Raw genomic sequence first — 14,439 nt, 5'->3', positions numbered from 1 at the left:
CGAATCACGAGTTCGCTGAGACTATTTAGTTGAAACCATGACTGACGCCAAATCCGTAACCATCGAATTTCCCTGCGAGCGTTACCCGATCAAAGTGATCGGCGATGCGGGCGCGGGCTTTGCCGATCTGGTCATCGAAATCCTCGGCCGCCACGCGCCCGATCTCGATGTCGGCACCCTGGTGCTGCGTGATAGCCGCAATGGCCGTTATCAGACCGTGCAACTGCTGATCACCGCCACCAGTATCGAACAACTGCAAGGCATCAATAGCGACCTGCGTGCCACCGGGCGCGTACACATGGTGCTCTGATGCCGTCGAGCCTGGGCGTTCGCGAGCTCGGCCAGGTGCCCTATGAGCCGACCTGGCACGCCATGCAACGCTTCACCGACACCCGTGGGCCGCTGACGCCGGACGAAATCTGGCTGTTGCAGCATCCGCCGGTGTTCACCCAGGGCCAGGCCGGCAAGGCCGAGCACGTGTTGTTTCCCGGCGACATCCCGGTGGTCAAGGTCGACCGTGGCGGTCAGGTCACCTACCACGGCCCTGGCCAGTTGGTCGCTTACCTGCTGTTGGACGTGCGCCGCCTGGATATCGGCGTGCGCGAGCTGGTCAGCCGCATCGAGTTGAGCTTGATCGATCTGCTCGCCAGTTACGGGGTGACCGCCGTAGCCAAGGCCGATGCGCCGGGGGTCTATGTCGACGGGGCGAAAATCGCCTCGCTGGGTCTGCGGATTCGCAATGGCCGCTCCTTTCATGGCCTGGCGTTGAATGTGGACATGGATTTGCAGCCGTTCGGGCGGATCAACCCCTGCGGCTATGCCGGGCTGGCCATGACCCAGCTGCGTGATTTGGTTGGCCCAATAGAATTTGCCGAGGTAAGTGCCCGGCTGCGTGCGCAGCTCGTCAAACACCTCGACTACGCTGAACAGACGACCCTGACGGGCGGAATTGAATCGCTATGAGCACTCTGGAAGTAACGGGCAAAGGCCCGGCAAAAGTGGAAATGGGCGTCAAGTTGCGTGGCGCGGAAAAGCTTGCGCGGATTCCGGTGAAGATCATTCCGACCGATGAGCTGCCCCGCAAGCCCGACTGGATTCGCGTGCGCATGCCGATCTCCCCCGAGGTCGACCGCATCAAGCAGTTGCTGCGCAAGCACAAGCTGCACAGCGTGTGCGAGGAAGCGTCCTGCCCGAACCTCGGCGAATGCTTCTCCGGCGGCACCGCGACCTTCATGATCATGGGCGACATCTGTACCCGTCGCTGCCCGTTCTGCGATGTAGGCCACGGCCGGCCGAAACCGTTGGATGTCGACGAGCCGATGAACCTGGCGGTGGCCATCGCCGATCTCAAGCTCAAATACGTGGTGATCACCTCGGTGGACCGCGACGACTTGCGCGACGGTGGCGCCCAGCACTTCGTCGATTGCCTGCGCGAGATCCGCAAGCTGTCGCCGGGCGTGCAGCTGGAAACCCTGGTGCCGGATTACCGCGGGCGCATGGATGTGGCCCTGGCGATCACCGCCAACGAGCCGCCGGATGTGTTCAACCACAACCTGGAAACCGTGCCGCGCCTCTACAAGGCCGCGCGTCCGGGCTCGGACTTCGAGTGGTCGCTGGACCTGTTGCAGAACTTCAAGAAGATGGTGCCGCATGTACCGACCAAGTCCGGCCTGATGCTCGGCCTGGGCGAGACCGACGAGGAGGTGATCGAAGTCATGCAGCGCATGCGCGAACACGATATCGACATGCTCACCCTCGGCCAGTACCTGCAACCCTCGCGCAGTCACCTGGCGGTGCAGCGTTTCGTGCATCCAGACGTGTTCGCCTGGTTCGCCGAAGAAGGCACCAAGATGGGCTTCAAGAATGTCGCCTCCGGCCCGTTGGTGCGTTCCTCGTACCATGCCGACCAGCAGGCGCACAGCGCGAAGAACGGCTAAGCGCGGCCGCGCTCAAGCAAAAAGGGCGACCCAGTGGGTCGCCCTTTTTGTTTATGTTCGCTCGACTCGTTCTATCGGTTGTTCCCGTGCTGGCGGGAGCCCATTAAGCCGCTAGCGGTTCGAGCGCAACCCATCCAGCAGCTCATGGCTCGGGTAGCCATCGGCCGGCAGCTTCAAGGTCTGCTGGTAGTCCCGCACCGCTTTACGCGTGTTGGCACCGATGATGCCGTCGGCGGCACCGGGGTTGAAGCCGCGGGTGGCGAGCAGTTCCTGCAGTTCGATGCGTTCGCTGCGGCCCAGTTGCCGGTCGCTGCGCGGCCAGTCTGCGACGACCTTGCTGCTCGCGCCGCGGATGCCGTCGGACAGCAGGCCCACGGCCAGGGCGTAGGACGAGGAGTTGTTGTACCTGAGGATGCTGCGAAAGTTGCTCATCAACAGGAAGGCCGGACCCCGATGGCCGGCCGGCAGCAGCAAGGTGGCCGACTCGCCGGCCAGTGCCGGGTTGGTCGCGGCATTGATCGGTTGTACGCCAAGGGTGGCCCATTCGGCCAGGCTCTTGCGCTGTTCCGGGTCGGCCAGGGCATAGTCGAAGCCACTCGGCAGCCGTACTTCAAAGCCCCAGGGCTGCCCGTGTTTCCAGCCGGAAGCTTGCAGGTAGTGGGCGGCGGACGCTAGGGCGTCGGCTGGCGAGTTCCACAGGTCGCGGCGGCCGTCGCCGTCGAAATCCACCGCGTGCTGGTTGTAGGTGGTCGGCATGAATTGCGTTTGGCCCATGGCGCCCGCCCAGGAGCCGATCAGGCGTTCCGGGCTGATATCGCCGTGTTGCAGAATCTGCAGGGCGGCCAGCAGTTGCTCGCGCCAGAACCCCTGGCGCCGGCCTTCGTAAGCCAGGGTGGCGAGCGAGCGGATTACGCTGTTGCTGCCGATATTGCTGCCGTAAGCGCTTTCCATGCCCCAAATGGCCACCAGGGTTTCGCTCTGTACCCCGTAGCGTTGTTCGATGCTGTTGAGCGTCGCGCTGTGCTGCGCCTGTTGTGCTTGGCCGCGAGCGATACGGCTGGCGGTTACGGCACCGTCCAGGTATTCCCAGATCGGTCGGGTGAATTCCGGCTGGCTGCTGTCGGCGGCGAGTACCGCCGGGTCCAGGGCGATGCCGGCAAAGGCGCGGTCGAACAGGCTTGGGCTGATACCGGCGGCCAGCGCATCGACGCGCAACTGGTTGCGCCAGTCGGCAAAGCTCAAGGCGGGTGTTGGCAGGCTCGGCTGCACGTTGGCGCTGGGCTTGCTGCTGACACTGGCGGTTGTGGGCTTGGTGCTCGTCGCTGCCTGGGTGGGCGCTTCGGCGCAGGCGGTCAGCAGGCTCAGGTTGAGGCTCAGGGCGGCGCAGGCAAGGGCGCGCGGGGATAGGTTCAGCATCGGTGCTCTCACAGCTTTTTTGCGAGCGGCAACCTTAACATGCTGAGGCCGGTGTGGGTTTTCAGGCCGCCAGAAAGACCGAAGCCTCCCAGTTGTTAGACGGGGAGGCTTCGCGGCGGTAGCTGCCTTTGCCCTTGCCGGGTTTTTCCTGGCGGCAGCGGAACAGCGGTTGGGCGATCAGGGATTTGGCCTTGTTCGGGCCGTGCTTGTGGTGTTTGGCCATGGGCCGATGCTCCTGTGGGGCTGCACGGTGCAGTCGCGCGGATCATCGGCCAGCTGTGCGGGAAAGTCCAGATGCGCCAGGCGCCCGTTACTCGTGCGGCAATGCCAGGCGTTGGCCGGCGAGCAGCAGGGTCAGGCGGCTCAGGTCGATCCATGGGTCGCCTGCGGCCTGGCCTTTGATCTGCGCGTCGATACGCTGCGCGTCCATCAGCATGTTCGCCCAGCGTGCCGCGGAGTGCCGCTGCAGGGCCTTGCTGACCAGCGGCCGGCGCTTGTCCCAGACCGGCGGGCGGGCTTGGCTGAAGGCTTTGTCCAGCGGCACGCCCTGGCTGTATTGCTGCGCCAGGTTGGCCAGCAGGCGCAGTTCGCGGGCCAGCGCCCAGAGAATCACGGCGGTCTCCACGCCTTCGCCACGCAGGCCTTCGAGGGTACGCAGGGCATGCGCGGCCTCGCCATTGAGTGCGGCGTCGATCAGGCCGAAAACATCGAAGCGCGCGCTGTCGGCCACCGCCGCCTGGACGGTGCTGACCTCGACCTGGCCGCCTTCGGCGAGCAGTTTGAGTTTCTCGATTTCCTGGGCCGCCGCCAGCAGGTTGCCTTCGACGCGCGCGGCAATCAGTTCCACGGCCGCCTGGCTGGCGGCCAGCCCGGCTTGGGCCAGGCGCTGGCGAATCCACTGCGGCAGCTGATGGGCGTCGACCGGCCAGATCTGGATGAATTGCGCCTGTTGGCCATCGATCAGCGCCTTGGCCCACTTGGTCTTCTGCGCGCTGCCATCCAGCTTCGGCAGGCTGATCAGCAGCAGGGTATCTTCCGGTGGTCGGGCAAGGTATTCCAGCAGGGCGGCAGTGCCTTTGTCTCCGGGCTTACCGGATGGGATGCGCAGTTCCAGCAGGCGCTTGTCGGCGAACAGCGACATGCTGGCGCCGGCTTGCAGCAGCGTGCCCCAGTCGAAGCTGGCTTCGGCGTTGAACACCTGACGCTCGGAAAAACCCTGGCTGCGCGTCGCAGCGCGGATGGCGTCGGCGGCTTCCTGGCAGAGCAGTGGGTCGTCGCCACTGACCACATACACCGGCGCAAGGGTGCCTTGGAGGTGTTTGCTGAGTTGGGCGGGGTTGAGTTTCATCGGCGGAAAACGACGGGGGCCACAGCGGCGGCCCCGCGTGGCTTACTGAACCTTGATCGGCAGCTGCAGCGGCGATTGCTGCGGCTGGCTTTGCTCGGACTGGCGTGCGGCTTCCAGCGCATCGGCTTCGGCCTTGGCCTTGGCTTCAGCGGTTTGCTGCAGTTGGTCGAGCTGGCTTGGGCTGATCTGCTGCAGGCGTTGCGTCAGTTGCTGGATCAGCTCGCGGCGCATTTCCAGGCGCAGCTCGCCGGCTTCCTGGTCGGAGCCGATCAGGTTGTTTTCGTCCTGGATGTAGACGCTTTGCACTTCCAGCTGGTTGCTCATCAGCAGCAGGTCTTTGGCGCCACGCAGCTCATAGTCGAGGCTCATGGTCAGCTCATATTCCGCGCTGCGGGCACTGCTGGTGTAGCTGGCGGTGCGCCGCTCTTCGCCTTCCTTGGCCAGAACCAGGGTGTACGGGGCGCCGGGATAGATTTTGACGTCGTTGCTTTCCAGAACCTGACGCATTTCTTTGACGGTCGAGCCATAGGCGTCGCGGGCGGTGATGTTGAGCTCCTTGAGCGCGAACTGCATATCGCCAGTGCCGCGCAACTGGAAGCCACAGGCGCTCAGCAACGCTGCCAGGCCGACTACCATCAGATTCCGTTTGATCATCTTGTTATCCCCTTAAACCATTTGCATCGTTGCAGCCCAAGGCTCAGCGATACCTCGATAGGCTCTCTGCAGCAGTCTGCCCGACTGCTGCAGAGCTTGAATCAGCTTGCGACGATATTGACCAGCTTACCCGGCACCACGATGACCTTGCGAATCGTCAGGCCATCGGTAAAGCGCAGCACGTTCTCGTTGACCCGGGCCGCGGCCTCGACCTCTTCGCGCGAAGCGCTGGCGGCGACGTCGATGTGCCCGCGCAGCTTGCCGTTGACCTGTACCACCAGTTGCAGGTTGTCCTGCACCAGTGCGGCCTGGTCCAGTACGGGCCAGGTGGCGTCGATGATCGCCCCGGCATGGCCGAGTTCCCGCCACAGGTCATGGCTGATATGCGGCGTGATCGGTGCCAGCAGCAGGGCCACGGTTTCCAGGCCTTCGTGCAGCAGCGCGCGATCCTGTGCGCTGGCTTGCGGCGCTTTTTCCAGCACGTTCATCAGGGTCATCACGGCGGCGATGGCGGTGTTGAATTTGTGGTGCTGGCCAATGTCCTGGCTGGCTTGCTTGATCGCCAGGTGGATGGCGCGGCGCACGTCCTTCTGTCCGTCGTCCAGGCTGGCGAGGTCCAGTGCGGCCGGCAGCCCCTGGCTGACGTGTGCCTGGGCCAGACGCCAGACACGGCGCAGGAAACGGTGCGAGCCTTCGACGCCGGAGTCCGACCACTCCAGGCTCATGTCGGGCGGTGAGGCGAACATCATGAACAGGCGGCAGGTGTCGGCGCCGAACTGGTCGATCATCGACTGTGGGTCGACGCCGTTGTTCTTCGATTTGGCCATCTTCTCGGTGCCGCCGATTTCCACCGGCAGGCCGTCGCTTTTCAGCTTGGCGCCGATGATCTTGGCCTTGGCATCGCGTTCGATTTCCACGTCGGCAGGGTTGAACCAGGTCTTGCCGCCGTTGGCTTCCAGGCGGTAGTAGGTTTCGGCGATGACCATGCCTTGGGTCAGCAGGTTCTTGAACGGCTCGTTGGAGCTGACCAGGCCTTCATCGCGCATCAGCTTGTGGAAGAAGCGCGCGTAGAGCAGGTGCAGGATGGCGTGTTCGATGCCGCCGATGTACTGGTCCACCGGCAGCCAGTGGTTGGCCGCTACCGGGTCGACCATGCCGTCGGTGTACTGCGGCGAGGCGTAGCGGGCGTAGTACCAGGAGGACTCGACGAAGGTGTCCATGGTGTCGGTTTCGCGCTTGGCCGGCGCGCCGCACTTCGGGCAACTGCAGGTGTAGAACTCAGGCATACGTGCCAACGGCGAGCCGGCGCCATCCGGCACTACATCTTCAGGCAATACCACCGGCAGTTGGTCTTCCGGCACCGGTACGTCGCCACAGCCGTCGCAGTGAATGATCGGGATCGGGCAGCCCCAGTAGCGCTGACGGCTGATGCCCCAGTCGCGCAGGCGGAACTGAGTGCGCGCCTGGCCGAGGTCTTTCTTCAGCAGGGCGACTTCGATGGCGTCGAACGCGCCGTCGAAGTCGAGGCCGTCGAAGGCGCCCGAGTTGATCAGTTGGCCGTGCTCGCCATAGGCGGCCTGCCACGGCGCCGGGGTTTCATCGCCAGCGCTGGTGCGAACCACGGTCTTGATCGGCAAGGCGTATTTGCCGGCGAACTCGAAATCGCGTTCATCGTGAGCCGGAACGGCCATGACCGCGCCGTCGCCGTAGTGCATCAGCACATAGTTGGCGACCCACACCGGCAGTTTTTCACCGGTCAGTGGATGCTCGACGAACAGCGAGGTCGGTAGGCCTTTTTTCTCTTGGGTGGCGACGTCGGCTTCCGCCACGCTGCCGCTCTTGCATTCGTGGATGAAGGCTTGCAGCTCGGGGTTGCCTTGCGCGGCCAAGGTCGCCAGCGGGTGTTCGGCGGCAACGGCGACGTAGGTCGCGCCCATCAGGGTGTCCGGACGGGTGGTGAAGACTTTCAGTGCGCCCGCTTCGCCGATGGAGGCCTGGTCGTAGGGGAACTGCACTTCCATGCCGCGGGATTTGCCAATCCAGTTGCGCTGCATGGTCTTGACCTGTTCCGGCCAGCCATCCAGTTCGTCCAGGCTGCTCAAGAGTTCATCCGCGTAGGCGGTAATCTTGAAGTAGTACATCGGGATTTCGCGCTTTTCGATGAGCGCGCCGGAGCGCCAGCCACGGCCGTCGATGACCTGTTCGTTGGCCAGCACGGTCTGGTCGACCGGGTCCCAGTTGACGGTGCCGTTCTTGCGGTAGATCACGCCCTTTTCGAACAGCTTGGTGAACAGCCATTGTTCCCAGCGGTAGTAGTCCGGTTTGCAGGTGGTGACTTCGCGCGACCAGTCCACCGCCAGCCCCAGGCTTTTCAGCTGGTTCTTCATGTAGGCGATGTTTTCGTAGGTCCACTTGGCCGGCGCGACGTTGTTCTTCATCGCGGCGTTTTCCGCCGGCATGCCGAACGCGTCCCAGCCCATCGGCTGCAGCACGTTCTTGCCCTGCATGCGCTGGTAGCGGGCGATCACGTCACCGATGGTGTAGTTGCGCACATGCCCCATGTGCAGTTTGCCGCTCGGGTAGGGGAACATCGACAGGCAATAGAAAGTCTCCTTGCCTGGTTGTTCACTGACTACGAAGGACTGTTGCTCGTCCCAGTAGGTTTGCGCGGCGGCTTCGATTTCACGGGGCTGATAGAGTTCGTGCATGGCTACTTAGGCTGGTAAATAAGGGCTTACAGGAAACGTCGTAGCATACATGAGCGCCCTTGGCCGTGGGAAACCTTGATTGCGCCGGGTGCCTGGCGGGACTGGCTGCGGTCGCCGTTGGTCGCGGCGCGTAACCGGTTGGAGGGCTGGCGCTAAGCTTCGAATAAGGGGAGAAGTGGGGCGAGCCTTGCGCGAGGTGAGTGGATGGCTGAGTTGCGGCAAGTAGATGCGCGAGGCGGGCTGTATGAGCGGCTGCTGCAGCGTCTTGCCTTAGCCCTGGATGAGGCCGACAGTGTCACTCGCTTGCACGATGAAGCACCGCTTGAGTTGGAGTTGCGTGGGCTGAGCCAGGCGGAGATGGAGTTGATTCGGGCCTATCTGGATCACGACCTGCATTGGTTGCGCGGCTGGCATGCAGCGGCAGAGGAGTTGGCGCTGCTCGAGCGAATGCCCCTGCAGCAGACGAAGGCGATTCGGCCCGGCAGCAAACCGTTGAGCAAACCGAACGTGCTGTCCAAGCATAGGCAAAAACTGCTCTGCGCACTTTGCGGCGCGCCGGCGCACTGGCAGCCCGGGGAGGGGGTGCAGGCCTGCCTCACCTGTGGCTCGCAGCTTTTCCGCGCCGGCAATCCCCGTTAGACCGCGGGCACCTTGAGCGGTGCTCGATGGCTCTGCGCTATCTTCCTGCCGCCGTGCGGTTGGCTTGAGTGCTTATCCGCGGTTTTACCGTTGACCGCCCAGCGCTCGCTGGTCATACCCACGATCCAGAAGGGCGCAACCGCTTTACCCGCAAGCAGCCCCTGTCGGTTGCCGTTGTTCTTCGCGTACCAGCATCGGTCGGTGCGCCGTGCCCTTTACAAGGTTTTCGCCATCCGGCTGGCCAGCAGGGCCCAGCCAAGCAGCAGGCCGCAGAGTATCGTCAGCGGCCAGGCGCGCCAGAGCAGGTAGGGCGTCAGGTTCTGCATCGGTAGCACTTCGCCGTACAGCACGCCGCGTTCGAACTGCGGAATCTGCACCGCCAGCTTGCCGAACGGGTCGATCAGCGCGGTCACCCCATTATTGGTGGCGCGGATCATCCAGCGGCCGGCCTCGAGGGCGCGCATCTGTGCCATCTGCAGGTGCTGCAGCGGGCCGATGGACGTGCCGAACCAGGTGTCGTTGCTGACGGTCAGCAGCAACTGGCTTTGCGCGGCGAGGCTGGCGGCGAACTCCGGGTAGACCACTTCGTAGCAGATATAGGGCGCGATCCGGTAACCCTTGGCTTCGAGCAGTGGTTGAGTGGTCGGGCCGCGGGCGAAGTCGGACATCGGCAGGTCGAAAAAGGCGATCAGCCCGCGCAGCAGATCCTGCAGGGGCACGTACTCGCCAAACGGCACCAGCTTCTGTTTCAGATAAGTGCCGTGGCCTTGGCCGATCACGGTGATGCCGTTGTAGTAGCGTTTCTCGCCTTGCGCGCTGGCCTGGCGGATCGGCACGCCGGTGATCAGTGCGACCTGCCGCTCGTTGGCAAAGCGGGCCATGACGCTCAGATAGCCTTCGGCGAACTCCTTGAGCACCGGCACGGCGGTTTCCGGCCAGACGATCAGGTCGACCGGCTGGGCGCTGAAGCTCATGTCGCGGTACAGGGCCAGTTGCGCATTCAACTGCTCCGGGTCCCATTTCATTTGCTGTGCGATATTGCCCTGCATCGCGGCCACTTTCAGCGGCGCGCCGGCGGGTTCGGTCCAGGCGTGGCCTTTCAAGCCCAGGCCGATGCCCCAGGGCGCGACCAGCAGCACCAGGCCGAGACCGAGAAACAGCCTGCGGTTGCGCAGCCGTGGCAGATTGATCAAGAGCGCCGCGGTCAGTGCCAGGACGAACGACAGCAGCCACATGCCGCCCACCGGCGCGAGCCCGGCAAGGGGGCCGTTCAGTTGGCTGTAGCCGGCGTAGAGCCAGGGGAAGCCAGTGAGGAACCAGCCGCGGAAGGCCTCCTGAGCCAGCCACAACGCGGCGAACGCCAGGGCGTCGGCCAGCGGCGCTTCGTTGCGCCGTAGCCAGCGCGCCCACAGCCAGCCGGGTAAGGCGAAGAACAGCGCCACGCCGGCACAGAACGCCAGGGTCAGGCACAGTGCCAGCGGTACCGAGGCCGCACCGTAGTCGTGGATACTGACGTAGATCCAGCTGGTGCCGGCGATGAACAGGCCGAAGCCGTAGCACCAGCCGCGCCACAGCGCCTGACGCGGGCTGAGGTCGCGCAAGCCGAGGTAGAACAGGGCGATGGACAGCAGCGCCAGCGGCCAGATATCGAACGGCGCGAGTGCCAGGGTGGTCAGGGCGCCGGCCAGTGTCGCCAGCAGATTGCCGGGCCAGCCCGGGCGTACGATCCAATTCATGCTCAGTCCTTGAAACCTGCTTGATATCTGCTGCGCGCGCGACGGGCTTAAGCAGGTTTTCCTGTTTTGGGTTGCTTCAGGCGTGATCGGCTCAACGCGACATCGGCGTCAGGCGCAGCAGGTGGATGCGGCGGCTGTCGGCGCTCAGTACGCGGAAGCGGAAATCCCCGATTTCGGTCACTTCGTTGCGCTTGGGCAGATGGCCGAATGCGTTCATTACCAGGCCGCCGACGGTGTGGAACTCATCGTCGGTGAATTCGCTGGCGAATGATTCGTTGAAACTCTCGATCGGCGTCAGTGCCTTGATCAGGAAGTCGCCGCTGGGCAGCGGCTTGATATAGCTGTCTTCCTCGACGTCGTGCTCGTCCTCGATATCGCCAACGATCTGCTCCAGCACGTCCTCGATAGTCACCAGGCCGGCCACGCCGCCGTATTCGTCGATGACGATGGCCATGTGGTTATGGTTGGCGCGGAACTCGCGCAGCAGCACATTGAGGCGCTTGGACTCCGGCACGAAGGTGGCCGGGCGCAGCAGATCCTTGATGTTGAAGGTCTGGTTGTCGTCGTGCAGCACCAGCGGCAGAAGGTCCTTGGCCAGCAGCACGCCGATGACGTCGTCCAGGCCTTCACCGATTACCGGGTAGCGCGAGTGGGCCGACTCGATGATCGCCGGCAGGAACTCCCTGGGCGTCAGGCTGGCCTTGATGCTGATCATCTGCGAACGCGGAACCATGATGTCGCGAACTTGCAGGTCGGCGACCTGGATCGCGCCTTCGACAATGGCCAGGGCCTCGCTGTCGAGCAGTTTGTTCTGATGGGCTTCGCGCAGTAGCGACAGCAGTTCTTGGCGGTTTTTCGGCTCATGGGCAAAGGCCTGGGTGATTTTCCCCAACCAGGATTTTTGCCCGTTGCTCGATCGGTCTTCGCTCATGCTGGTTACTCAGTGTTCCTTTCTGGTGCCTGACGGAGGTCAGGCTATTCGTCGCCGGCGTAAGGGTCGGGGTGACCCAGTTCGGCGAGCAATTGTTGTTCCAGGCTTTCCATTTCGACGGCTTCTTCATCCTCGATATGGTCGTAGCCAAGCAGGTGCAGGCAGCCGTGAATCACCAAGTGCGCCCAGTGCGCCGTCAGTGTCTTGCCTTGCTCGGCCGCTTCGCGGGCGACCACCGGCACGCAAATCACCAAGTCGCCCAATAGCGGGATATCGAGCAGTTCGTCGGGCACGTCGGCGGGGAAGGACAGTACGTTGGTGGCGTAATCCTTGTGCCGATAGGTGTTGTTCAGTTCGCGGGCTTCCGGCTCGTCGACCAGGCGGATGGTCAACTCGGAGTCGGCCGTACGCTGGCGCAGGGCCAGTTCGCACCATTGGCGGAACTCGGCTTCGCTGGGGCTGCTGGTGACGCTGGCGTTTTGCAGATCGAGTTCAAGCATTGCTGCGATCCGCATCCAGTTCGTCGTCGAGCTTGCCGTGCATGCGGTTCTCATGGCGCTCGTAGGCTTCGACGATGCGCTGCACCAATGGGTGGCGGACCACGTCCTTGGACTTGAAATGGGTGAAGGAGATGCCGGGCACGTCGCGCAGCACATCGATCACATGGGTCAGTCCGGACTTGGTGCCGCGCGGCAGGTCGACCTGGGTGATGTCGCCGGTGATCACCGCGGTGGAGCCGAAACCGATGCGGGTGAGGAACATCTTCATCTGTTCCAGCGTGGTGTTCTGGCTCTCGTCGAGGATGATGAAGCTGTTGTTCAGTGTGCGGCCGCGCATATAAGCCAGCGGCGCGACTTCGATCACCTGCTTCTCGATCAGCTTGGCCACTTGCTCGAAGCCGAGCATCTCGTACAGCGCGTCGTACAGCGGGCGCAGGTAGGGGTCGATTTTTTGCGCCAGGTCGCCGGGCAGGAAGCCAAGCTTCTCGCCCGCTTCCACCGCCGGGCGTACCAGCAGGATGCGCCGAACCTGTTCGCGCTCCAGCGCATCCACTGCGCAAGCTACCGCGAGGTAAGTCTTGCCGGTGCCGGCCGGGCCGACGCCAAAGTTGATGTCGTGGTTGAGGATCGATTTGACGTAGCGCTGCTGATTGGCGCCGCGCGGGCGAATCATGCCCTTGCGGGTGCGCAGGGCGACGCTGGCTTCGGCGGCCGGGTTGTTCAGTTCTTCGATGCCGGACTCCTGTAAAAACAGATGCACCAGATCCGGTGACAGCTGGGTCGCGTTGGTCTCGCGGTACAGCCGGCGCAGCAGTTGTTCGGCGGACTGGGTCTGGCCGGTGGGGCCAATCAATTCGAATTGATTGCCGCGGTTGCGGATTTCGATGGCCAGGCGTTGCTCGATCAAGCGCAGGTGCTCGTCGAACTGCCCGCACAGATTGGCGAAACGACGAGCCTCAAAGGGTTCGAGGATGAAACGATGCGGTTCTATGGGTGCGTTCAAGGTCGTGTTGTAGCCGCCACTCGGCAAGGGATATACGTCGAAGGATAACCCCGCAGGCCCGAGGGTGAAAGCTCGGGCATCTGCGGCTTTAGTGTTGGGTCGCTTTGTCGGCCTGTTCGCTCAGCAGGCTGCCGCGCAGGGAATGAGGCATGGCCTCGTCGATCCGCACGTCGGCGAACTGGCCGATCAGGCTTGGATTGTCACAGCGGAAGTTGACGATCCGATTGTTCTCGGTGCGTCCGGTGAGCCAGCCCGGGTCTTTTTTCGAGTAATCGCTGACCAGGATGCGCTGGGTGCTGCCGACCATTTGTCGGCTGATTTCGTAGCCTTGCTGGTTCAGCAGGTGTTGCAGCCGCGCCAGGCGCTCGCGGTTGGTTTCGGCGGGGATTTCGTTCGGCAGGTCGGCTGCGGGTGTGCCCGGGCGCGCGCTGTAGACGAAGGAGTAGGAGAAGTCGAAGCCGATGTCAGCCACCAGTTGCATGGTTTTTTCGAAGTCCTGCTCGGTCTCGCCGGGGAAACCGACGATGAAGTCCGAGGTGATGCTGATGCCCGGGCAGGCGGCCCGCAGTTTGCGGATCTTGGACTTGTACTCGAGTGCGGTGTGGTTGCGCTTCATCGCCGCGAGTATCCGGTCGGAACCCGCCTGCACCGGCAGATGCAGGTGTCTGACCAGTTCTGGCACCTCGGCGTGGGCCTGGATCAGGCTGTCGGAGAACTCCAGCGGGTGCGAAGTGGTGTAGCGGATACGGTCGATGCCGTCGATGGCGGCGATCACCCGGATCAGCTCGGCCAGGTCGGCTGTGCGGCCGTCATGGGTGGCGCCGCGAAAACCGTTGACGTTCTGGCCGAGCAGGGTCACTTCACGGACGCCGTGTTCGGCGAGGTGAATGACCTCGCTCAGCACGTCGTCGAATGGGCGGCTGACTTCTTCGCCGCGGGTATAGGGCACCACGCAGAAGGTGCAGTACTTGCTGCAGCCTTCCATGATCGAGACGTAGGCGCTGGGGCCGTCGATGCGCGGCTCGGGTAGACGGTCGAATTTCTCGATTTCCGGGAACGACACATCGACCTGCGGCAGGCCGCTGCTGCGTGCGGCGTCGATCATTTCCGGCAGGCGGTGCAACGTCTGCGGGCCGAACACCACGTCGACATAGGGGGCGCGATCGCGGATCGCGGCGCCTTCCTGGCTGGCGACGCAACCGCCGACGGCGATCACCATGTCCGGTTTGGCCAGTTTCAGTTCGCGCCAGCGGCCCAGTTGCGAGTACACCCGGTCCTGGGCGCGCTCGCGGATCGAGCAGGTGTTGAGCAGGATGACATCGGCGTCTTCAGCGCGCGCAGTGACTTCCAGGGCTTGATGTTCACCCAGCAGGTCGACCATGCGCGAGCTGTCGTACTCGTTCATCTGGCAGCCGTGGGTTTCGATATAAAGCTTCTTGGTCATGCGCAGTCATCGGGTGGTTCGAAGAACCGCGCATTATAGTGGGCTGGTCGCGGGCTTCCTAGCATTGCCTGCCCAGAGGCTATGCTATGATTTCGCCCCCTTATATTCTTCCCGTGGTTATCT

14 protein-coding genes are annotated in these 14,439 nt (G+C 63.5%); 4 read left to right on the top strand and 10 right to left on the bottom strand.

Translation table 11 applies throughout. The features are described 5' to 3' along the window. Nucleotides 1–37: 37 nt before the first annotated feature. Genes AC3IYG_RS19395 through lipA form a run of 3 tightly spaced genes read left to right on the top strand, consistent with a single transcriptional unit; the run spans nt 38 to nt 1,937 of the window. Nucleotides 38–310 (top strand): DUF493 domain-containing protein, encoded by a 273-nt coding sequence (locus AC3IYG_RS19395; protein ID WP_489311141.1) that lies wholly within the window; start codon nt 38–40, stop codon nt 308–310. Continuing rightward, nucleotides 310–963, top strand: a complete 654-nt coding sequence (lipB, locus tag AC3IYG_RS19390) for a lipoyl(octanoyl) transferase LipB (RefSeq protein ID WP_489311140.1) — start codon at nt 310–312, stop codon at nt 961–963. Before AC3IYG_RS19395 ends, lipB begins: the two co-directional genes overlap by 1 nt. Further along, the gene (lipA, locus tag AC3IYG_RS19385) at nt 960–1,937 is read left to right on the top strand and encodes a lipoyl synthase (RefSeq protein ID WP_489311139.1); all 978 of its coding nucleotides are present in this window, start codon (nt 960–962) and stop codon (nt 1,935–1,937) included. Before lipB ends, lipA begins: the two co-directional genes overlap by 4 nt. 111 nt (nt 1,938–2,048) lie before the next feature. Here lipA and AC3IYG_RS19380 read toward each other — a convergent pair whose 3' ends face one another. The 5 genes from AC3IYG_RS19380 to leuS form a co-directional block, all read right to left on the bottom strand. After that, nucleotides 2,049–3,353: a lytic murein transglycosylase gene (locus tag AC3IYG_RS19380; RefSeq protein ID WP_489311138.1), complete on the bottom strand. Its 1,305-nt coding sequence runs from the start codon at nt 3,351–3,353 to the stop codon at nt 2,049–2,051. A 61-nt stretch (nt 3,354–3,414) separates the two neighbouring features. Continuing rightward, on the bottom strand, nt 3,415–3,576 hold the full coding sequence (arfA, locus tag AC3IYG_RS19375) for an alternative ribosome rescue factor ArfA (protein ID WP_489311137.1): 162 nt from the start codon (nt 3,574–3,576) through the stop codon (nt 3,415–3,417). 87 nt (nt 3,577–3,663) lie between these two features. Further along, a complete protein-coding gene (gene holA / locus AC3IYG_RS19370; RefSeq protein ID WP_489311136.1) occupies nt 3,664–4,701 on the bottom strand; it encodes a DNA polymerase III subunit delta in 1,038 nt (345 codons plus the stop codon). A gap of 42 nt (nt 4,702–4,743) precedes the next feature. Then, nucleotides 4,744–5,355, bottom strand: a complete 612-nt coding sequence (locus tag AC3IYG_RS19365; protein ID WP_489311135.1) for an LPS-assembly lipoprotein LptE — start codon at nt 5,353–5,355, stop codon at nt 4,744–4,746. Between the two features lie 101 nt (nt 5,356–5,456). Continuing rightward, entirely contained in the window at nt 5,457–8,063 is a 2,607-nt protein-coding gene (leuS, locus tag AC3IYG_RS19360; protein WP_489311134.1) for a leucine--tRNA ligase, read from the bottom strand. Nucleotides 8,064–8,267: 204 nt separating this feature from the next. Between leuS and AC3IYG_RS19355 the strand changes: the two genes are divergently transcribed. Beyond that, entirely contained in the window at nt 8,268–8,702 is a 435-nt protein-coding gene (locus AC3IYG_RS19355) for a hypothetical protein (RefSeq protein WP_489311133.1), read from the top strand. Between the two features lie 215 nt (nt 8,703–8,917). Here AC3IYG_RS19355 and lnt read toward each other — a convergent pair whose 3' ends face one another. From lnt to miaB, 5 genes are all read right to left on the bottom strand, one after another. Next, a complete protein-coding gene (gene lnt / locus AC3IYG_RS19350) occupies nt 8,918–10,438 on the bottom strand; it encodes an apolipoprotein N-acyltransferase (protein ID WP_489311132.1) in 1,521 nt (506 codons plus the stop codon). 91 nt (nt 10,439–10,529) lie between these two features. Further along, nucleotides 10,530–11,369, bottom strand: coding sequence for a CorC family transporter (locus tag AC3IYG_RS19345; RefSeq protein WP_489311131.1), 840 nt, complete (start codon nt 11,367–11,369; stop codon nt 10,530–10,532). Between the two features lie 44 nt (nt 11,370–11,413). Further along, entirely contained in the window at nt 11,414–11,869 is a 456-nt protein-coding gene (ybeY, locus tag AC3IYG_RS19340) for an rRNA maturation RNase YbeY (RefSeq protein WP_489311130.1), read from the bottom strand. Further along, nucleotides 11,862–12,872 carry a PhoH family protein gene (locus AC3IYG_RS19335; RefSeq protein WP_489311129.1) on the bottom strand — a complete coding sequence of 337 codons (1,011 nt, stop codon included), beginning with the start codon at nt 12,870–12,872 and terminating at the stop codon, nt 11,862–11,864. The genes ybeY and AC3IYG_RS19335 overlap by 8 nt, the downstream gene beginning before the upstream one ends. An 88-nt stretch (nt 12,873–12,960) precedes the next feature. Beyond that, complete coding sequence (miaB, locus tag AC3IYG_RS19330) at nt 12,961–14,316, bottom strand: tRNA (N6-isopentenyl adenosine(37)-C2)-methylthiotransferase MiaB (protein ID WP_489311128.1); 1,356 nt, start codon at nt 14,314–14,316, stop codon at nt 12,961–12,963. Between the last annotated feature and the right edge of the window lie 123 nt (nt 14,317–14,439).

The sequence above is a fragment of the Pseudomonas sp. KH_027 genome (genome assembly GCF_057838565.1).
The sequence above is the reverse complement of the archived record's forward strand: the minus strand, read 5'-3'. Positions and strand labels throughout refer to the sequence as shown.